Source organism: Pantoea sp. Ae19-2 (assembly GCF_059801205.1).
Genome location: NZ_JBCHWE010000004.1, coordinates 37,097 through 56,680, shown reverse-complemented (window position 1 = coordinate 56,680; position 19,584 = coordinate 37,097). Strand labels below are relative to the sequence as shown.

Sequence of the window (19,584 nt, the reverse complement as noted above, 5' to 3'; positions counted from 1 at the left end):
CTCCCGGTGAAAGGCTTACTCCTGGGTGTTATTGACTAATAAATTAAATAAGGCCTCTTTTGTCTCTGCGTTTAGTAATGCCTCAACGACTTCATCATCGCCAAGGGCAATTGAAATTTTTGCCAGTAGTTTTATATGTCCCGCGCCGCTGTCGGCTTCTTTAACCGCAAACAGAATCACGAGGCTGACCGGCGAATCGTCCATGGTTTCCCATTCCACGGGGGACGCCAGTTTGGCTACCGCGATCCGGGTTTCGTTCACCCACTGCGATTTTCCATGCGGGATCGCTATCTGATTTTCGAAGCCGGTAGAACCTAATGCTTCGCGCAGCATGACGTCATGAATAAAACCTTCTTTGTTGCTGATAATATTTAATTCACACAAGCTTTGCGTTAATTTCTCAATAACCTCATCTTTATTTTTTGCATTTAGATTCATAAAAACACAGGTCTGACTTAACAGATCGGCCACAACAATTTTATTATGCATCCGTTACTCCGTTAGCATTATCTTCTTTATTAAGGCACTCCATCACCCGCAAAACATCTCTGTTTGAAAACAGGGCAGAAACATAGGCCACAGGATGTTCAGTCTCCTCCAGTCTGATCGTGGAGATAATTAAATCGCACCTGACTTTCTTAATGGCTTCGTTCAGGCGGGCACCCGGCACAATATCCACGATCTCCCATTCGGGAAAGGCCCGGCTGATTCGGCTGGAAAGCAGCTGAGATGTACCAATGCCGCTGGAGCACACCAGCATGACGCGTTTAGTTGCATGACACTTTTCTAACGCGTTCTGAATGTAAATAGTCAGATAGGCAATCTCATCATCCGACGCTGTCGGAAGCCCCCACTGCTGATTAAGGTGCAACACGGCCTGTTTGACGACGTTAAATACCGCGGCAAATTCTTTACGTATCTCGTCCAGCAACGGGTTGTGAATAACAATGCGGTAGGCCAGCCGATTAAGCATGGGCTTCACATGTGACACCAACGCGTTAAGCAGCACGCTGTCGCTGCCAATATTCTGTCTTAATAACGAAGAAAGCCGGGTGATTAAGGTCGTGGCGTAGTTCACGGCGTCTTCGTCGTAGTGCGATGGAGAGGGAAAACCGGCGCTAAACGGATGCCGACCCGACGAGATGAGGTATTGATAAATATAGTGAACCTCAACGGGCGCGAAGGAGACCGCGTAATTTTCCTCCAGCCATCTGACCGCTTGCCGGGCGACTGACCATTCGTGATTGTTGTAACCTGCCATGTCCGACTCCGCTGGCGCGGGTGGCGTGCCGTTAAGCGCTCTTTTAATCGTCACCAGCAGATGGGAAAACAGGTTGGTATAATAGGGCTCGCTAATGGCGCAGTGCAGCGCCTCTTCAATGTAGGTGATCAGATTAATGCAGCAGGCCACATTGTCGCTGCCAAACTCCGCCACCAGCTGAACGCGCGAAAAACGATCGATGCGGCTGTCGGCGACAGGGTAACCACTCATCACGCTGAAGGTAATAATCTCTTTCAGCGCCAGACGAATATCCCGGTCGCTGCCGGTGATACAGGTTCCGCTATGGCTACGCGCAATGCGCAGTGAAAAAGGCGTTAACCAGACCTCAATTTTTCGTAAATCTGCCACGATGGAAGAGCGGCTGATAAAATATTTTTCCGCCAATGCGCTCAGCGTGAGCGGTGATGGAGAACAGGTAAGCAAGTCTGTTGTGATGGCGACCAGCCTTTTATTTTTCAACAAACCTTTTACCTCTTCCCCATGCAGATCCACGGGTAAGGCGACGCCATTTTCCAGCAACAATCCCAACCCGGGTTTGCTGAGGATTCGGCTCTCCTTGTCGGCGAAATAGTGATTAACGGAATCCACATCGCGGCGCAGCGTACTGGCTGAAACCTTCAGCGTCCGGGCAATATCTGTTGCCGAGCGCCATTCGCCCTGAGAAGCTAAAAGATGAATTAATGCCTTTTGTCTTTGGGTCAGCACGTTGACTCCCGGCTTCGCTAGGTGATCCAGATGCTCGGTCATTACCGTTATATCTGCCTTGTTCCGGTAGAGAAATACCAAACCATGGCGTCGATATGACCATAATAGTGAACAGTGCACCTGCAATGCTGCTAACCCGGTTCCATTCGTGCAAACTCCAGTGTGTCGCGGCGTGACAGAAAGAGCGGGCCTGAACATCAGGCCCGATGCGGTTAATGTCCGCCAAAGACTTTTTCAACTTCTTCGGGTTTGTCATGTACGCCAAAACGATCGACAACGGTTTTTGTCGCCTCGTTCATGCCACGAATCTCGACATCCGCCCCTGTCCGACGGAATTTAACCACCACCCGATCAAGCGCGTTAACAGACGTGATGTCCCAGAAATGGGCATGGGTTACGTCAATCACCACCTTTTCCAGATCCTCCTGAACGTCAAAGCTGCGGACAAAGCGATCGGCGGAGGCGAAAAATACCTGCCCGGTAACGGCGTAATGGCGACAATCGCCTGATCGCGTGGAACTGACCGCCATTAAGCGTGCCACTTTGGTGGCAAAATTTAATGCAGCAATCAGCACGCCCACGATGACGCCAAAGGCAAGATTATGGGTAAAAACCACGACCAGGACGGTAGCTATCATGACGACGCTGCTTGAGAGAGGATGGGTGCGTAACGTCGCCACCGAACGCCAGGAGAAGGTACCTATCGAAACCATTATCATGACCGCGACCAGTGCCGCCATGGGAATCTGAGATACCCACTGGCGCAGAAACACCACCATCACCAGCAACGTGATACCCGCCATGAGTGTGGAAAGCCGTCCACGACCGCCTGATTTTACATTGATCACCGACTGACCAATCATCGCGCAGCCTGCCATTCCGCCGATGAAGGAGGTACAGATGTTGGCAATGCCCTGCCCCTTACATTCGCGGTTTTTGTCGCTCGCGGTGTCCGTCATGTCATCAATAATGGTCGCCGTCATCATCGACTCCAGCAAGCCAACCACGGCCAGACCTGCGGAGTAAGGCAAAATGATCAACAAGGTGTCCATGTTCAAAGGCACGTCGGGAAGCAGAAAAATGGGCAGGCTGTCAGGCAGTTTGCCCATATCGCCCACGGTTCGCACATCCAGGTGCAGAAACAATGAAACCGCCGTCAGAATCACAATGCAGATCAGCGGTGACGGCAGTGTTTTGTCGAACAGTGGATAAAGATAAATAATCGCCAGTCCGGCGGCGGTGAGCGCATAAACATGCCAGGTGACATGAGTGAGTTCAGGCAACTGCGCCAGGAAAATCAGAATGGCCAGCGCATTAACGAATCCCGTGACCACCGAACGCGACACATAGCGCATCAGGTTGCCGAGTTTACAGTAACCCGCAATGACCTGAAGTACGCCGGTGAGCAACGATGCGGCAAGCAGATACTGCATCCCGTGCGTTTTGACCAGCGTCACCATTAGCAACGCCATCGCGCCGGTGGATGAGGAAATCATCGCCGGACGCCCACCAAAAAAAGCCATGACAACCGGAATACAGAAGGCGGAGTAAAGACCCACTTGAGGATCGACACCCGCGATGGCAGAAAAAGCGATCGCTTCAGGAATCAGCGCGAGCGCGACAACAATACCAGCCAGCACGTCACCACGGACGTTACCCAGCCAGTCCTTACTCGTCGAGGACAGCAACATAGTATTTTCTCAAATTTTGAATGCAGTTCGCCCAAAAGGGCAGATTTCAGACAGAAAGCGTCACATCCACAGACGGGATGTCAATGAGGTGCGTCCGAATGGGATCGGGACGACAGGGAAGGGATAAAACTCAGGGTGGCGTGATACGCATGACGGTTAAAAACTCCTTATCAGCATGGGCTGGCTGCAGCAAGGCACTGCAGTAACATTGCCGGGTCATCTTAGGCAACGCCCTGTTCAGCTAACTACTCTACACAAAAAATCACCCGCACTGGAAGCCTGAATTTGCCTTACAGCCCAGGCACTCCCGGCCAGCGGCGGGAGAAATCCTCAATAAGCGCTTGTAAAACTGCTGTTTATTGATTTTATAACATTGCGTGCCGCAGGCGCATATAGCCTGACTGACCGCATAAATGAACGGTCAGCCAGGCGTGACGCATCGCTTCGGCGCGTCGTTACACTCTGAATGCCTCAACCATACCGCGTAATGAATGTGCCTGTTCAGACAGGGACTGCGAAGCAGACGAAGACTCTTCGACGAGTGCCGCGTTATTCTGGGTGACCCCGTCCATCTGGCTGACCGCAATGCTGACCTGAGAAATGCCCTGCATCTGCTCCGAGGACGCCATCGAAATCTCATCCATTGCGCCCGCCAGTTCGTTCACCATGCCCACGACTTTTAAGATGCTTTCACCCGTACCGGCCGCGACGTGCACGCCGCTGTCCACCTGCTCTACGGCACGTTCAATAAGTTCTTTAATCTCTTTCGCTGCGGTGGCGCTTCGCTGCGCCAGCGTTCTGACCTCGCCGGCAACAACGGCAAATCCGCGTCCGTCTTCACCCGCCCGCGCCGCTTCGACAGCGGCGTTCAACGCCAGGATGTTTGTCTGGAACGCGATACTTTCAATCACGCCGGTGATGTCACGAACCTTGGTAGCACTGGATGCGATTTCATTCATGGTGTGAGACATCAACTGCACCTCTGACTCACCAGTGCGTGCCAGGGTTGCAGCCTCTCTGGCAACGGTGGCGGTATGCTGAGCACTGGCAGTATTACTTTTCACCGTCGCGGTCAACTGTTCCATACTGGCCGCCGTTTCCTGCAGGGCTGCGGCCTGCTGTTCAGTGCGTGATGACAGCTCAGTATTGCCCTGGGCGATCTCGTCTGAGGCGGAGGCGACCGAACCTGCCGATTCTTTGATTTGCGTAACCAGACTTCGCAGGCTGGACTGCATGTTAGCCAGCGAGGCAAGCAGGCTGCTGGAATCGTTGTGGCGGAGTATGACCGGCGCTGTGAGGTCGCCGCTGGCGATGGCCGCAGACAGTGCCTGGGCCTGGGCCGGTTCCCCGCCCAGTTGGCGCATCAATACTCGGGTAATGATAAAGCCCGCCGCAATTGAAATCGCCACGGAAAGCGAGGCCAGAATCATTAAGATTGTGGTTGCTCTGTGAACGTTTTGACTGGTGTTTTCAACCGACCGCTCACTGTCTTCCATTTGAATGTTCGTCATTTCCTTGAGGGCCTCCAGCAACTGGCCCTGCAGCGGCCTGACCGTTTTTATCAGGTAGTTTATCGCTTCTTGCTGTTTATTTTGCAGGCCTAACTGCCCTGCGTGATCCAGCACGGCCAGAACGGGGCCTTCGCTGCTGACGATCTTGTCGAAGGCTTCCCGGGCCTGCGGGGTTGAATCTTCGGCGACCATGGCAGCAAGCCGTTCGCGGTTTTCAATATAACGGGCTTTTTGCGTGACAATACGCTGCCATTCCTTCTGCATCTGGTCGGCTTCGGTCAGCAGGGCAAGGTTACGAACGATGACGGCCATATCACGTAACCCGCCGTACATTTCCATCCCCAGACGGTATTTCTTCATTTTGACATTGACGGCGTTGTCCATGCCATTACGGGCATTATTCAGGCCGTTATAGGCCACCGAGGTGCAGATAATGAATAACGTAATCAACAGGCCAAAGCTGATAGTGAGACGCGTAGAGATTTTCATGGGGACTCCTGTTTATGTTAGGAAACAGGTATCGGTTGAAATAATAAAAACCACAGTAAAAAAATCATAAATAATAGTTATAATAATGTAAGGCATTGATAATTATGTTATTATAATAATTTCCTTTAATAATTTGACGAATGCGACTTTATATTCTATTGCGCCATGAAAAAATAAATATCACCAACCAACCATTTATTAAAAAATATTCCATGCTTCCTTTTCGATTAAGAAAAATAATAGAAAAACGTCGTTGCTGCGGCATACTCTGCTGATTGATGGGCTTAACGCTATGGATTTTTGCTGTCAGCCGCGATTGTCCGGTCAGGAAGACCCGCAGACTGTCCAGGGAGTGGGTTTGTGCAACGGACAGGATAACGAAAGGATAAGTCACTGGCTGTGCCTGACGATCACCGCTGCTATCATGGCAACGAAACCGGTAGCGATGACGGTTTGGATTTGGATTTGGATTTGGGTTTGGATTGAGGTTTGGATTCGGATTGAGGTTTGGGTTTGGGTTTGGGTTTGGGTTTGGGTTTGCGGGTGAGATAACAGGAGCCAGACTGCCGCCATTCATAATTAGCGCTGCGCGAGAGAAATGGAGTAGCGTTGAGCGTTATCACTTTAATTTTTATGCATGCGCATGCCAGCATCCCGACAAGGGCGCTTTTTTAAAACACACAGAATAATTAAACGGGGATATTATCGGCACATTTTTTAAAAACTTTACTATTTTTATATTTTTTAATAAATGAAAAGGTTTTCATTTATCACAACCCCGGACATACCTATTTATGATTAGCCTGAGGTTATCGAAAAAATATTAATTTGGCTTAACCGGATCCAAAAGAAAATATTGTGCATTTCTAACGTGGAAAATAACACACCACATTCTATAATCTCCTCTACTATGGAAAGTAGATTTTCCCCTGCGCATTTCAACAGACACATAGTGACCAAGAGTCACGCGCAAGGCCTTGATAAATAGAAATTTAACAAAGATTATTATAAATAAATTACACGAATAATATTTGATGGCATTCATCAAAAAACACCATTTCACCTGGAATTCAATAAATGAAAAACATTCTCAATAACAGTAGTCTGCCGACTAAATTCCTGATCCTGGGGATTTTCGCGTTGGTATTATTTGTCTTTCCCACCTATTTATTTATCCAGACGGGTAATCAGGCTATTGATGCGAAGAAACAAGAGCTGCAGGGCGTACCGGTCGAAAAAGATATCCTGACGTTGCTTAACCTGATTCAGCGTCACCGGGCTGAAAGTGCAATCGCCATTTCATTGAATAAACCTGATAATGCGCCGCGCCTGGCACTTGCCTCTCAGATAGATACCCTGACAGATACTATTGCCGCAGAATTACGCCAGTATGATGCCAGTGCGCAGCCGACCCAGCGCTTCAACGGCGTCAAAGCCGCCTGGTCTCAGCTTCAGCAAGATGTTGCATCGGGTAAATTGACGCTGGCTACCAGCCTTTCGCATCACGCGCTGCTGATTCAGAACTTACTGGACACCAACCAGGACATTCTTGATTTATATGGTCTTTCTTTGGACGCGGACCTCAATACGTATCAACTTATCATGAGTATCTATGGTCGGTTACCTGAACTGACCGAGACGCTTGGACGCATCAGAGCCAGCGGTACCTCTGTGATTGCCGCGGGTGACAACGCATCCGATTCTTCACGCGGCACGATGGAGTACCAGATTGAAGGGGGTAATGCGGCGCTGGAAAAATTCAGTAATGTGTTAAATAAAGCGTTTGCCGTAGAGCCGGATCTCAAATCTGAATTTACCGCGCTGGCGAATGATGCCTTCCAACGTTCCGCCAGCGTCCTTAAACTGGCTGAAGATGTCTTTATTACAAAACGTGTTCAAATTACCCCTGTTGAATATGTAAAAGACTTCACCCAGGCTATTAACACTTATAACGATCTTGGCATGAAACTCAGCCTGCAGCTGGGAAAAACACTGAACGACCAAATCGACCAACGTCGTCGTTCACAATATATATTGCTGGCTTCACTGATCGCCGTGGCCTTGCTGGCCGTATGTGTGGCGGTGATGATCAGCCGGTCCGTTACCCGTCCGGTAAAAGAAGCGGTTTTACTTGCCAGTAAAGTGGCCGCCGGTGATTTAACGACGACGATTACCGTGTCAGGTAAAAATGAAATTGCTGAGTTGCTCAATGCGCTCTCGCAAATGCAGCAACGTCTTGCGCTTCTGGTATCGAATATTAAAAACAATGCGTCAACCATCGCAAACTCCTCTGAAGAGATTGCGATGGGGAATAACGACCTCTCTTCCCGAACTGAAGAACAAGCGGCCTCACTGGCGGAAACCGCGGCCAGCATGGAGCAGCTCTCTTCAATCATCAAGCAGAATGCTGACAACACGCGCTACGCATCAGATATGGCGGTTTCAGCCACTAACGCAGCGCTGAAGAGCGGCGAAGCGATGACTTCTGTAATGACTACTATGCAAAAAATTCGCAGCAGTTCGGGGCAAATCGAAGAAATAACCTCCGTTATTGACAGCATCGCCTTCCAGACGAATATTCTGGCGCTGAATGCGGCCGTGGAAGCAGCGCGTGCGGGCGAGACGGGCAAAGGTTTTGCCGTGGTTGCCGCTGAAGTCCGGGCGCTGGCCCAGCGTTCGGCCAGCGCAGCTAAAGAAATTAAGGGCCTGATTGAGCAGTCTGTTGGGCATTCGAATGAGGGCTTAATGCTGGCGCAGGATGCCGGCAGCAAAGTAAAACAGAGCGTCGAAGCAATTGAACAGACATCTCAGTTGATTCGCGATATCTCCTCATCCTCTGAAGAGCAAAGCAGCGGCGTAAGCCAGATAAATATTGCGGTTAATCAGATGGACCAGGTCACGCAGCAAAACGCCGTGCTGGTTGAACAGTCGGCGTCTTCTGCTGACGAGCTGGCAAAACGTGCAAGCGATCTGCGCGACATGGTCTCTGTGTTCCGCACCGCTTAATCTTCTCCTTTTGCCACTGCCGTCAGCCTTTGGCTGGCGCAGTGGCCGTTATAATCCCTCATGCCCGGCGTTAGCCAGGCAACTTTCGACCAGAAAAACAGCGAAATCACACGGATGATTAATTGAATGATTACCGAAAGAAACTTATTCTGTTAGCCGTAAAAAAACAGTAAGCGGTCAACGGCACTCTGCTAATGTCCGAAGGCTGGGGTTGTTACGGTCCATCGGTGCATTCTCATTTTGATATAGAGCACCTACCCGTTGGGCTAAGCTGTGCTAACCTTCCGGTTTCAGAATCGCCATTCGGGGAGAATATGAACAACGTTTTTGACGAAAAAATGACGGACATCATCATCGGTGAGATGGTGACGCAGCTACTGAATGAGGATGCGGCTATCTCGTGGAGCATTCTCCTTGAGATGCTGCAACAGTTTCTGGACATCGAGCGGGATGAAACCCGGCTCAGAGCGGCTTTGCGGGCGATGGATGAGATACGCGCCGAAATGCTGTTACATCCGGCCGAGAACAACGGGGTTGAACCTCATCCGGCAAATCTTCATCAGCTTCACTAAGTATTGAGCAACACGGCTGGACATTCCGTTTACGCGTTGTGAGTGGTCTACCGTCTGAACGACAATTTATAATATCGAAACAATGACAGTAATAATCCAGAAGCCACTGCTCTGGCGGATAACCGCCCCATGAGCGACGAGACCGCCACTGAAGATATCTATACCCTGATTGGCAGGATAGTTACCCATCTGCTCAGGCCAGATGGGGAAATACACCTGCAGGACATACTCAGTTCGTTGCACCACTTCAGCCAGCAAAGTTCCGATAAAGGTGAAAAGCGAGCCTGCGAGGAAGCCATCCGTTTGCTCTCCAGACAGCTCCACTGAGAGACAGTCACTCAGCTCGCTGCCGGGTGTTACCTTATATCGCCAGGCCTGCTAACGCCTCAGAACAGAACCCGGTTTTTTGCCCTTATGCCTGTTCTTCCTGAGAGCACGTGCGGCCGACCACAATCTCAAGGCAACTCCGCAATACATCCAGCTGTACAACATCTTCTGTACTCTCCAGCTCGGCAATCAGATTGATAATAATGGCCTTACTGGTCACTTTTTGTCCCTGAATGACAATATTACGGATCACTGCATCCAGCACTGCACTTTCAGCCTCAAGTTTATCGCCCGCACCGCGAAAGAGGCGCATAATTTCCGCTTCGGTCGTGCTTTGCTGAGTGTCGATGGTGTTCTGCATGATGCTCTTCTTAATCAATGTCAATTTAGTGGACAAGTGGTAATGCCGCGAAGCGGGCAGAAATACAGACGTGTCTGTCCTGGGTAGTGATGATTGCACTACGCATAGTAAAAAAGTTTTTTGAAAAGGCGTGAGACGAGCCTTAATGCTTGCGACTGTTGTCCGGGACGCTTTGACCGAATGCAAGCGCCGCAGAATCAACGGGATCACGCGCGGAGGCAAACTCGCTCTGCACTTCAGCAAGCACCTTTTCAATGGCCTCTTGCCGCCCGGCATCCGTTTCATCTCTGAGCATAGACTTTAGCCTGTTAGCCAGGGTCGCACCGCTGATTCTGTCATTGCTGTCCAGTAGCGCAATCACCGCCTCGCCCATGATGTGCTCAGTCAGTTTCTCAAGTTTGTCTTTCAGCATACCCGCACCTCTGATGACATTGTGCCCATACAACCGGGCAAACCAGCCTCAAACGCTCAGGCTTCTAATGACCTGCTAATTTGGCCGATCAGATTGATGCTGCGAGACGTTATTACCCTTTAACGCAACGCGGCACGAATCTCAGCGGTCAAAAAGCATGCCGATAAGTTTCTGGTAATGCTGCTCTTCTTGAGGCCCGGTCGACTGGCTAAGGCGACGGATCAGCGCGCTGCAAATGGCCTTACGGTTAAGGCTTTTACCTGCATGCAGGATCTCAAGAATGACCTGACCCAGCGTCTCTTTTTCAGAAGGCTGCGTGTCATTGCCGAAGTAGCGCGCAATGTCATGGACGGTATTTGTAGTGGTTTCGTTCTGATGCATGCTAAACCCCCAGATGTGAAATTGAGTGAACTATAACCAAGCCTTGTCCACTAAACTTATACAACATCTGGAAAATTGTACAGGAATTCCGTTTATTCCCTGCGCTGAGAATTGTGCATAAAGTGCTATGCCCTGTATAACAATTACTTGCGTGAGTATCAGATTCTTAACCTTTAGAACGTTACCCACTCTTTAACAGGCAAAGACTGTCTTAGACATTCCTTTTTCATGTCGCAAGGTGAACCTTGTACAAGTCTCTGGCAGCGAAGCTATCTGTCATCGTCCTCATCCGAACGGAATCGGATGACATCATCATTGCGCTTCGCGTTTTCATTCTGGTTCGCCAACATAAGCCACCTCAGACTCGCATTGGGACGGGCATGCAACTGCCTGAACTGTTTCAGCCAGCTACGGGCAGCAAAAATCTCTGCCAGTCTGTTGTCACAGGTTTCCTCTTCGGCCATCTGGTTGAGCTCTGTGATGAGCGTATCAAAACTTATTTCTTTCTCACCGAGAGCCAGGCTGACCACGGCTTCACCAAGAATGACGTGCTCTTTCTCATCGTCATGAAATAACACTGTATCCTCCTGCTTTATAAATTACATCGTTTCTACATAAGCTATTTTAGTGACCCGAGGCCAGATGACAAAAATATTTCCTGGCCATCAGAACAATATTTTACAGGTGCGAATATCTTATATTTTAAATGCTTTTTTTAACCTGATGAAAAACAATCATTTTGTGGGTTAATTTACTTACTAAAATCCTGTAAAAGACTATTCTTAAAGCGCAGCCTGGCTGAAAATGGTCGAACCAGGCCTGACGCTGCAAGGCTTGCGGGTCGGTGGTCATTAACGTCTCGACATCTTTAAAGAGGCAATCTGCGCAGCATTTAACCCTATAACCTGCCTTATTTTATGATTTTCATCTGATAATTTCACTTGTCACTTTTTAAGCGCCCGCTTATCACAACCTATAAAACCACACTCAATGCAGTGTTGTTTTTTTACTGATGCAGAAGACAGGATTTATTGCGGATAACATTTCCCGACGAGGTGACCAGCCCAATTTCCCCCTCCTGCAACGTTCAAAAAATCAGGCAGGTTTCGCGGTGAGTTTGAAAAACAAATATGCGCGGGTATGCCGGTATTCGTGTTTCTCAGCGGCGTGCAGGCATTGTCACACCGGGCCCAGAAAAAGTAAGCCAAACGGCACAGATTTTTGTTAGGGCACGATCGGTAATACTGCTGTACAGCAGCCCCCAGGATCGGTTAACTTGCGCACAACTCTTCCTACTTCGCTCAAGGGAACACTATGCGCCAGAACGGTTTACCACCTTCGGGGAAAACCAGCAGTCTGGCCCACTATTTCAGCCAGATTGATCATCCCCACCAGCTCGAAACGCTGGGCAGGATAGCGGTTGAAATACTTCACGAGAATAAGCCCGTCAGTCGACGGATCATCTGTCTTAAGCTCATCGGCTGTCTTGAAAAAGCCACCCGTGAGGAAGACGCTTTGCATTATCGTGAACTACTGGCCATGCTATTCAGTCAATAACACCTGCTAAACCGTGCTTCCATCAATGAGCACGTCAAACCCAACACCGCCCTCTACGTAACATCACGTCGGAATCCGTCTCTCCCTCGCTGCGCTCTGCTGTATAGCACAGTGCGAGTAGCGGTTTTCAGATGCGCTACGGAGGGCGAGCTCCCCCCTTACGCTTTACGACAAAATGCAAACCCCCTGACGCCGACAAAAAAAATGCCCGCACCTCGTTAAAGGGTCGGGCCGGAGTTCTCAGGGAAATCCTAAATGACTTCCAAACAGCGTTTTTAAATTAGTTCACCATCTGAATTGTCGCCAGTCGAAATCGGACAAATTTTTTCTAAAGCTGAAATACGTCTCTAATTTTTTGCTGATAAGTGCCGTCTGACAGTAAGAATTAAGCTTCATATCACATTTTTGCAAAGTCTTATCGGGCCGGTTCCATGTTCTGCCTGGCGAGCCGATAAGGGTAATGTGAGTTGATTATCACAATGATTGTCCTGACCACATGTTGCTTACTTCGGCACCCTTGCGGTGCCGTTTTTTTGTCATGCGTAGGGTCAATAAGTGCCTGGCGGGGTTTGCCAGGCACAGTGAAACGCTATCCCTGACGGGAACACGGCGAAGGCTTAATTCAACGGAGATAGAGTTGTTCAAACCGGGGTGCGCTGACCGGAGAGCCCGTCTGATTGCCCTGCAAAACGTCGCATTCAGCCGCGCAAATCAACGCGTGCTGTGCGTCGTTCTCAATGCCCTCGGCGGCCACCGTAATCCCCATATTTTTAGCCAGTGACGCGATAGCGTTGATTAACAGCCGGGTTTTGTTGCTCTTCTCCAGTTGCAGAGTCAGTGATTTATCAATCTTAAGCCCCGCGACGCAGCGATGTTGTAACAGGCTCATTGAGGCAAGGCTTCGGCCAAAGTGATCAACGATCAATAATGCTCCCGTCGCCTGAATGGCTTCTAAAACCTGCGATTTGATGTCCACAGTATTGGTCAGCAAGGCTTCGTCCACTTCCAGGTCGATAAAACCTGCGTCATCGCCGGCACACTGACGGATCACCTCTTCAAGGCCAGCCTCCATTAGCTGGCGCGGAAACAGGTTAATACTGACCCGCAGGGACAGATTTTGCGCACGCCACTGCTTAACCTGACTGACGGCAGACTGAACAATCCACGTCCCCAGAGTAATGGACAAAGGGCTTTTAATCAGCATATCGATGAAATCAGCGGGAAACAGCAGGCCCCTCGCCGGATGCATCCAGCGTACCAGGGCTTCACAGCCGATTAACTCGCCATTCTGGGCATCAAACCGCGGTTGATAATGCAGAACAAACTGCTGCTGGCGAACGGCGGCTTCCAGCTCACGTTCAAACCGACGCCGCCCCAGTTCCGCCTCACGAAACTCAGACTTAAACAGCACTGACTGGCCTTTGCCGCTTGCCTTAGCCCGGTACAACGCCAGATCGGCTGCTGACATCACCGATGAGGTATCCGTCGCGTGATGGGGAAAACTGGCCACCCCGGTGCTGGCACCGACCGCTATAGTCGAATCCATGTAATGAAAAGGCGTCTGAATCGCGGCGGTGAGTTGCTGGGCAATCTTCATCGCCTCATCGCTACCGCAGGGCAGTAAAACGATAAACTCATCGCCCCCCAGACGAGCGGCGGCGATAGCCTGAGTGCAGACAGCGCGGATTTGCTCAGCCACATGGCAAAGCAATGCATCACCAGCCGCATGACCGCGGGTATCGTTAACGTCTTTGAAACTGTCTAAATCTGTCATCAGCAGCGTATAAGGTACGCCTGATTCAGTGAGTTTGCTGAGCTGCGTCATGAAGGCGCTTCGGCTGGCAAGCCGTGTCAGCATGTCCAGTGAGGCCAACTCGCACAGACGGGCTTCGCTCTCGTAACGAAGCGTCACATCCCGAATGATCATACCGATGTAACGCTCAATGCCCTCCCGCCAGCCGGAAAAAGAGACTTCCGCCGGAAACTCTTCCCCATTGCACCGCTTGCCCCAGATCTGCAAGGTACGCGGCGCTGAGATAGCCGCCTCTTCATGTTCAAGGCGCTCAAGCTCATTGCGGTAATCCGTCTGGCAGCGCTCCGGAATGAGTCCGGCAACGTATTTACCCGCCATCTCTTCAGCATCATAGCCAAACATGTTGGTCGCTGCAGGGTTCCAGAAGGTAATCCCCCGGTTCAAATCCGTACAGATAATGGCATCGGGCGAGGTTATCGAGATGGCTTCGAGGCGCTGCTGACTGGCATGACGCAGCACCTCGATACGATGAACTTCCATGCGATCCATGACCAGTGCGGCAAGATCGGTCAGATTCTGACGGTCGGTCGTACTCATCGCGGGGCGTGGATGATTATCGGTCAGACAGAGCGTACCAATGCGATGCCCGTCCGGCGTAATCAGCGGCACACCCGCATAGAACCGGATAAAAGGATAACCCTGCACCAGCGGGCTGTTTGCGAAACGGGGATCGTCGAGCGCATTGGGAACGCAAAGGATATCGTCACTTTCGAGCGTGTGGTGGCAGAACGCGACGCTTCGCGAGGTTTCTGTGATTTGCAAACCATAACGCGACTTAAAAAACTGCCGTTTTTCATCAATCAGCGACACAAATGCGACCGGCACGCTGAACAGTCTGGCCGCCAGAATAGTCAGTCGATCAAAGGCTTCATTGGGCGGCGTATCCATCAGATGGTACTGGGCAAGCGCACGCAAGCGTGCGACTTCACAGCCGCTTTCAGTTGAGTGCTTCAGAGTTTGTCCTCCTGAGGTCATATACTGTGGCCGGGCATCTCACAGTAAAAAGAGGACGCCTGCAATCAGACAGAACCAGGTAACGCACTACACATCAACCTGAAGCCGCAACATAGGTCCGCCTGTACAGCATAATGTCTGAGATCAGAAACCTGTACTGATAACGACATCTACTCTTACATAGTGCCCGATGTTGCAATTATCGTCCGTTCAGGAGCGAACTTCATAGCTAAAACCGTGTTTACGCTTTCAAAGGGTAAAAATCGTCATTTTTTCTGTTGCGGCACCAGTTCGTAATGGGGATGGCGCCCTGCAAGCAGCAGCAGAAGCTCATACTCACCCTGACTCAACAGGGCGACCTTGGCGGTGGCCTCTTTGGTTTGCCATGCCCGCAAACTCAGGTCGAAGCGTTCGGCAGCCCCTTCCTGCGACAGGCCAGCGGCAATCCGCAGTTCACGCACGTTATTCTGGACGGTAACGGGCCGTCGGACGATTGAATTTCCCAAACCAGGCTCCCTGTGGATAAAGTAGGGTAACAGGTCGTCAGCCGATCCCTTCGGTGTCCGCTGACACATCTGTCTGCAACCGTTGCAGCACACATTTCATAAGGATTTTTAATCTTATCTGTTGAAATGTCAAACAGGGGGCAGCTCGTCTGTAGGGATTATTTATCTCTAAAAGGAGGGTCAGTTCAGCCCGGCTTATTTTGATTAAGCGAAACGCCTTTATATTTAACTGGCTCAAAATTTTGGTTTTTATTCTGTGTTGTTATTATGTAAGTAAATATTTATCACGGAATGCTCTATTTAATGCAAACAAAAACCCCCGCATCCAATACGGGGTTTTAAAAGGCATCGCGGCAGGTTAGCGCGTTTATAAGGTATCAGGTTGTTCCCAGTCCCTTAATATCTTATGAGACAGGCACGAATTAACGGCCAAACGCGACCCACGCATCATCATCTTTGGTCGGTGCAGAGACGATGTGACGCTTCGCCGGTGCTGGCGTGACTGGGGAAAACTGAGCGGGGGACGTCGCGGGTAGCGTAAACCGCGTGATCACGCTGGTCAGCGTTTCCGTCTGATTATTCATGCTCTCTGCTGAAGCCGATATCTTATGAACCAGCGTGCTGTTTTGCTGCGTCACACGGTCAATCTCGGCAACGGCGATCGTCACCTGAGAAAGGCCCTTGCTTTGCTCTTCGGATGCCAGCGCTATCTGGCTAATCAGCTCGTTAACGCTGCTCACGCTCTGCAGGACCTCTTCCATCGTGCTGCCGGCGCTGTCGGCTGCTCCGCGCCCTTCACCAATGCGCGCGACCGTGTCCGCAATCAGTCCTTCTATCTCTTTCGCCGCTTCAGCACTGCGCTGGGCCAGCGACCGAACTTCGCTGGCAACAACCGCAAAGCCACGCCCCTGTTCCCCGGCACGTGCGGCCTCAACCGCGGCGTTGAGGGCCAAAATGTTGGTCTGGAACGCGATGCCATTAATGGTGGCAGTAAACTGGCGGATTTTTTCAGCCCCCACGGCAAGTCCCGTCATCGCGGTCACTACTGTTTTAACCAGCTGCTCGCCTTTCTGCGTTGTCTGGGCTGTTATACCTGCCAGCTCACGCGCTTCACGACTGTTTTCAGCATTGTGCCGAACGGTGGCCGTCAGTTGCTCCATGCTGGCAGCCGTCTCCTCCAGCGCCGCTGCCTGGGTGGCCGTTCGGTTCGACAGGTCAGCATTCCCTTTCGCAATATCCCCCGCTTCAAAGTTCAAAACAGAGGCGTTATCGCGAATAGCCAGAACGGTATTTAACAAACTTTGTTGCATTTCTTTTAATAAAGGAACCATTTGCCCGACACAATTCCTGCCAAGATCTTCGGGTTCACGGGTCAGATCACCTTCGGCAATCACGCGGAAGTGAGCGCGCAGTTTCGCGACCGGTCGCACCAGGTGCACCACCAGATAACGGTCGCAAAAGAGCAGCAGCGCGGTGACGGCGGCCAGCGTCACCAGAAAGAGATCGACCAGCTTCTGATGCTCATTGCGCAGCGGTGCCTGATTAGCGGAAAGCTGCTGTTCAAGTGCCGAGAGCCGTTCCTGAGCCGCTGCGGGATAATCCTGAGGCGCGCTGGTGAGTGCGGTACGATACCGCTGCCAGTCAGCCTCTGCCGGTGCCTGGGCGGCGATGTCTGCATGCGTAGCCGTTGCGTTAGCCTGCACCTGCAAGCTGGCGCGATTAAGAAAAACCAGCTGCTGAGTCAGGCTGTTACTGCGGCTGGCCTGATGGCCGATTTCATTGATGATGAACGATCCATATGCGCCGGCTAGTGCGATAATTATGACGGCAGCGATAAGGATCCAGAGGACAACGCGTCTGATTGTAAAATTTTTTAGGATATTCATGGTATTTCCCCGGTGTGGCGGCAAAAAAAGCTCAAATAAAATATTCACGGCTAATAGTTGCGAGCAAAACAATAGCGCGCTACTCTTGTCTGAGTATTGTGGCAGCGTTATTGAAAAAATAAAGACCGAAATATGATTAAATGTATGCATCGTTGATAACTAATAAATTCATTAAAGAAAATAAAAAGAGACATAAAACCAGAACGCGCCTATTATTTACCGAGAAAAAAACTATTTTTTATTTTCCTTTCGCCGAGTCCGGCCTCATTCCGGTGTTTTTATTCGACATTTTTTCTTTTTAATTTCGCGCCGTGAGCAATCCGGAGCGGAGGACACACATGCTTATGAATCTCGACGGCGATCATGAACGCCGCACGCGTGCCCTTGAGGCCCTTCGCTACCCCGATGAAAGTCGGGATGATGTGCTGAGAAAATTCGTCAGGCTTGCCAGTCAGGCGCTGAATATTCCCGGAAGCTTTATTTCGGTCATTGATGACGAATTCCAGTACATTCGTGCCTCACACAACTTCAAGCTGGAGCGCTCCTCCCGCGAGGACTCCCTTTGCCGCTTCGCGGTAGACAGCGATGCTGCGGTGGTGGTGCCAGACACGTTTCTGGACAGCCGGTTCGCGGCACATCCGCTGATCATTGGTGCCCCCTTTATTCGTTTTTATGCGGGCGTACCGCTTAAAAACCGCGATGGCATTAATCTGGGCACGCTGTGTGTGACCGATATTCAGCCGCATCCTTTCACCCCGGCACAAATCACGACGCTGACACTGCTGTCATCACTGGTGATGTCATTTCTGGAAGCGTGGCATTCTGCAGGATTTATCGATCCGGTGACGAATCTGCCAAATCGTCAGCGCCTGATCCGCGACATGCATTATCTGGCTGCTGCCGGTGACACCACGCTACGTCGCCTGGTCCTGATTGACTGTATAGATATGCCCCGTGCCTATGAACTGGCCCGTTCAATGGGCATGGCCCCGGTCGAAAGCCTGCTTAAAGATGTTGCGACACTGCTGCCTTTACGCCTGCGTCCTGCACCCAGCGATATTCTTTACACCGTGGCAACTGGACGTTTTGCCGTGCTGACCCGGGCGGACAGCCGCATCAGTGCTAACTGGGTGGCCTGCCAGATGGCGGGCATCAGTGCGGACCTGGGTGAAGGCCTCTCGGTGGGGCTGAGTACACACACCGGTGAAGTCGATTTTGTCTCCGGCATTTTCCCCCCTCACGAAACGCTGCGTCAGGCAGTCAGTGCCTTGCATGAAGCCATCGATCGGGGATTGCCCTCTTTACGCTTTAGCGAGGCCACCGACAACAAACGTACCCAGGACTTCACCCTGGTAAACGATCTGGCAAGGGCGTTGCGGGAAAATAGCGGCCTGTATTTGGTTTACCAACCCAAAATTTGCTTACAAAGCGGCAAGCCTATTGGGCTGGAGGCGCTGATTCGCTGGCGCCATCCCGTACACGGTGAACTCTCCCCTGCCTCATTTATTCCGCTGGCCGAGCAGACAGAGATACTCACGAGCCTGACCACCTGGGTCATAGACAACGTGATTACACGCCTGAAACGTCTGCGCAATAGCTGTATCCAGTTGCCGATCACGATTAACGTTAGTGAGCGTGATTTCTCGATTGATGGCTTTGCGGACGTGCTGGAAGAGAGAATGTTAAAGGCGAAACTTCCCACGTCGCTGTTGGGAATTGAGTGCCTGGAAACAGAGCGCATTGTGGAAAGCCCTTCCGCCATGCGCGGACTTGAAATGCTTAAACTGCGCGGCTTCGGTATTTCTCTTGATGATTTTGGCACCGGCTACAGCAATATCAGCTATCTTCGCCGTATGCCGCTGGACGTGATTAAACTGGACAGGTCGTTGATCAGTGAGCTGTCGTCAGATACGGCGTCACGCATCATCGCCCGCAACATCATCGCCATGCTGAAAGAGCTGGATTATGTCGTGCTGGCTGAAGGCGTAGAATGCGTCGATACCGTCGAGGCATTAACAGAATATGGTTGTGACCAGGCGCAGGGCTTTTTCTACTCCCGGCCGCTGGCAGACAGTGAACTGGATCACTGGCTGCACTGGAAACTGCGTGAGATGTGCTGATACACGGCGCG

Annotated in this window: 17 protein-coding genes; 5 read left to right on the top strand and 12 right to left on the bottom strand. The window is 51.0% G+C overall.

The window, feature by feature from the left end; genetic code table 11:
* Window positions 1-15: 15 nt before the first annotated feature.
* The 5 genes from AAIE03_RS23435 to AAIE03_RS23415 all read right to left on the bottom strand — a co-directional run bounded on the left by AAIE03_RS23435 (window position 16) and on the right by AAIE03_RS23415 (window position 6,255).
* Window positions 16-489: a PTS sugar transporter subunit IIA gene (locus tag AAIE03_RS23435; protein WP_014594664.1), complete on the bottom strand. Its 474-nt coding sequence runs from the start codon at window positions 487-489 to the stop codon at window positions 16-18.
* On the bottom strand, window positions 482-1,987 hold the full coding sequence (locus AAIE03_RS23430; protein WP_231963259.1) for a BglG family transcription antiterminator: 1,506 nt from the start codon (window positions 1,985-1,987) through the stop codon (window positions 482-484). The genes AAIE03_RS23435 and AAIE03_RS23430 overlap by 8 nt, the downstream gene beginning before the upstream one ends.
* Before the next feature lie 212 nt (window positions 1,988-2,199).
* Window positions 2,200-3,678, bottom strand: a complete 1,479-nt coding sequence (locus AAIE03_RS23425) for a SulP family inorganic anion transporter (protein ID WP_105082462.1) — start codon at window positions 3,676-3,678, stop codon at window positions 2,200-2,202.
* Window positions 3,679-4,133: 455 nt separating this feature from the next.
* On the bottom strand, window positions 4,134-5,678 hold the full coding sequence (locus AAIE03_RS23420) for a methyl-accepting chemotaxis protein (RefSeq protein ID WP_064372785.1): 1,545 nt from the start codon (window positions 5,676-5,678) through the stop codon (window positions 4,134-4,136).
* A gap of 148 nt (window positions 5,679-5,826) precedes the next feature.
* A complete protein-coding gene (locus AAIE03_RS23415) occupies window positions 5,827-6,255 on the bottom strand; it encodes a hypothetical protein (protein ID WP_498563253.1) in 429 nt (142 codons plus the stop codon).
* Window positions 6,256-6,755: 500 nt separating this feature from the next.
* On the opposite strand from AAIE03_RS23415, the gene AAIE03_RS23410 reads away from it, so the two are divergent.
* From AAIE03_RS23410 to AAIE03_RS23400, 3 genes are all read left to right on the top strand, one after another.
* The gene (locus AAIE03_RS23410) at window positions 6,756-8,684 is read left to right on the top strand and encodes a methyl-accepting chemotaxis protein (protein WP_105077173.1); all 1,929 of its coding nucleotides are present in this window, start codon (window positions 6,756-6,758) and stop codon (window positions 8,682-8,684) included.
* Between the two features lie 314 nt (window positions 8,685-8,998).
* Window positions 8,999-9,256 (top strand): hypothetical protein, encoded by a 258-nt coding sequence (locus tag AAIE03_RS23405; RefSeq protein WP_498563252.1) that lies wholly within the window; start codon window positions 8,999-9,001, stop codon window positions 9,254-9,256.
* Between the two features lie 129 nt (window positions 9,257-9,385).
* Entirely contained in the window at window positions 9,386-9,583 is a 198-nt protein-coding gene (locus AAIE03_RS23400) for a hypothetical protein (RefSeq protein ID WP_071785155.1), read from the top strand.
* 85 nt (window positions 9,584-9,668) lie between these two features.
* Here AAIE03_RS23400 and AAIE03_RS23395 read toward each other — a convergent pair whose 3' ends face one another.
* The 4 genes from AAIE03_RS23395 to AAIE03_RS23380 all read right to left on the bottom strand — a co-directional run bounded on the left by AAIE03_RS23395 (window position 9,669) and on the right by AAIE03_RS23380 (window position 11,315).
* Complete coding sequence (locus AAIE03_RS23395) at window positions 9,669-9,944, bottom strand: biofilm development regulator YmgB/AriR family protein (RefSeq protein WP_014604950.1); 276 nt, start codon at window positions 9,942-9,944, stop codon at window positions 9,669-9,671.
* A 142-nt stretch (window positions 9,945-10,086) separates the two neighbouring features.
* The gene (locus AAIE03_RS23390; RefSeq protein ID WP_014604949.1) at window positions 10,087-10,356 is read right to left on the bottom strand and encodes a hypothetical protein; all 270 of its coding nucleotides are present in this window, start codon (window positions 10,354-10,356) and stop codon (window positions 10,087-10,089) included.
* A gap of 141 nt (window positions 10,357-10,497) precedes the next feature.
* Window positions 10,498-10,737: a regulatory protein YcgZ gene (gene ycgZ, locus AAIE03_RS23385; RefSeq protein WP_013027302.1), complete on the bottom strand. Its 240-nt coding sequence runs from the start codon at window positions 10,735-10,737 to the stop codon at window positions 10,498-10,500.
* A gap of 269 nt (window positions 10,738-11,006) precedes the next feature.
* On the bottom strand, window positions 11,007-11,315 hold the full coding sequence (locus AAIE03_RS23380) for a hypothetical protein (RefSeq protein ID WP_498563251.1): 309 nt from the start codon (window positions 11,313-11,315) through the stop codon (window positions 11,007-11,009).
* Between the two features lie 736 nt (window positions 11,316-12,051).
* On the opposite strand from AAIE03_RS23380, the gene AAIE03_RS23375 reads away from it, so the two are divergent.
* Window positions 12,052-12,294, top strand: coding sequence for a biofilm development regulator YmgB/AriR family protein (locus AAIE03_RS23375; protein WP_013027304.1), 243 nt, complete (start codon window positions 12,052-12,054; stop codon window positions 12,292-12,294).
* A 622-nt stretch (window positions 12,295-12,916) separates the two neighbouring features.
* On the opposite strand, the gene AAIE03_RS23370 is transcribed toward AAIE03_RS23375, so the two are convergent.
* The 3 genes from AAIE03_RS23370 to AAIE03_RS23360 form a co-directional block, all read right to left on the bottom strand.
* A complete protein-coding gene (locus AAIE03_RS23370; RefSeq protein WP_498563250.1) occupies window positions 12,917-15,082 on the bottom strand; it encodes a sensor domain-containing phosphodiesterase in 2,166 nt (721 codons plus the stop codon).
* Window positions 15,083-15,327: 245 nt separating this feature from the next.
* Window positions 15,328-15,567 (bottom strand): hypothetical protein, encoded by a 240-nt coding sequence (locus AAIE03_RS23365; RefSeq protein WP_014604946.1) that lies wholly within the window; start codon window positions 15,565-15,567, stop codon window positions 15,328-15,330.
* A 422-nt stretch (window positions 15,568-15,989) separates the two neighbouring features.
* The gene (locus AAIE03_RS23360) at window positions 15,990-17,453 is read right to left on the bottom strand and encodes a methyl-accepting chemotaxis protein (RefSeq protein WP_210484520.1); all 1,464 of its coding nucleotides are present in this window, start codon (window positions 17,451-17,453) and stop codon (window positions 15,990-15,992) included.
* A 338-nt stretch (window positions 17,454-17,791) separates the two neighbouring features.
* Here AAIE03_RS23360 and AAIE03_RS23355 point away from each other — a divergent pair, with 338 nt between their 5' ends.
* Window positions 17,792-19,573 carry a GGDEF and EAL domain-containing protein gene (locus AAIE03_RS23355; RefSeq protein ID WP_089517784.1) on the top strand — a complete coding sequence of 594 codons (1,782 nt, stop codon included), beginning with the start codon at window positions 17,792-17,794 and terminating at the stop codon, window positions 19,571-19,573.
* Window positions 19,574-19,584 lie beyond the last annotated feature (11 nt).

Coding starts and splice junctions, on each gene's coding strand:
- AAIE03_RS23425 (WP_105082462.1), bottom strand. CDS start 3,678: ATGTTGCTGTCCTCGACGAGTAAGGACTGGCTGGGTAACGTCCGTGGT.
- AAIE03_RS23400 (WP_071785155.1), top strand. CDS start 9,386: ATGAGCGACGAGACCGCCACTGAAGATATCTATACCCTGATTGGCAGG.
- AAIE03_RS23420 (WP_064372785.1), bottom strand. CDS start 5,678: ATGAAAATCTCTACGCGTCTCACTATCAGCTTTGGCCTGTTGATTACG.
- AAIE03_RS23390 (WP_014604949.1), bottom strand. CDS start 10,356: ATGCTGAAAGACAAACTTGAGAAACTGACTGAGCACATCATGGGCGAG.
- AAIE03_RS23415 (WP_498563253.1), bottom strand. CDS start 6,255: ATGAATGGCGGCAGTCTGGCTCCTGTTATCTCACCCGCAAACCCAAAC.
- AAIE03_RS23355 (WP_089517784.1), top strand. CDS start 17,792: ATGCTTATGAATCTCGACGGCGATCATGAACGCCGCACGCGTGCCCTT.
- AAIE03_RS23435 (WP_014594664.1), bottom strand. CDS start 489: ATGCATAATAAAATTGTTGTGGCCGATCTGTTAAGTCAGACCTGTGTT.
- AAIE03_RS23395 (WP_014604950.1), bottom strand. CDS start 9,944: ATGCAGAACACCATCGACACTCAGCAAAGCACGACCGAAGCGGAAATT.
- AAIE03_RS23410 (WP_105077173.1), top strand. CDS start 6,756: ATGAAAAACATTCTCAATAACAGTAGTCTGCCGACTAAATTCCTGATC.
- ycgZ (WP_013027302.1), bottom strand. CDS start 10,737: ATGCATCAGAACGAAACCACTACAAATACCGTCCATGACATTGCGCGC.
- AAIE03_RS23360 (WP_210484520.1), bottom strand. CDS start 17,453: ATGAATATCCTAAAAAATTTTACAATCAGACGCGTTGTCCTCTGGATC.
- AAIE03_RS23405 (WP_498563252.1), top strand. CDS start 8,999: ATGAACAACGTTTTTGACGAAAAAATGACGGACATCATCATCGGTGAG.
- AAIE03_RS23370 (WP_498563250.1), bottom strand. CDS start 15,082: ATGACCTCAGGAGGACAAACTCTGAAGCACTCAACTGAAAGCGGCTGT.
- AAIE03_RS23375 (WP_013027304.1), top strand. CDS start 12,052: ATGCGCCAGAACGGTTTACCACCTTCGGGGAAAACCAGCAGTCTGGCC.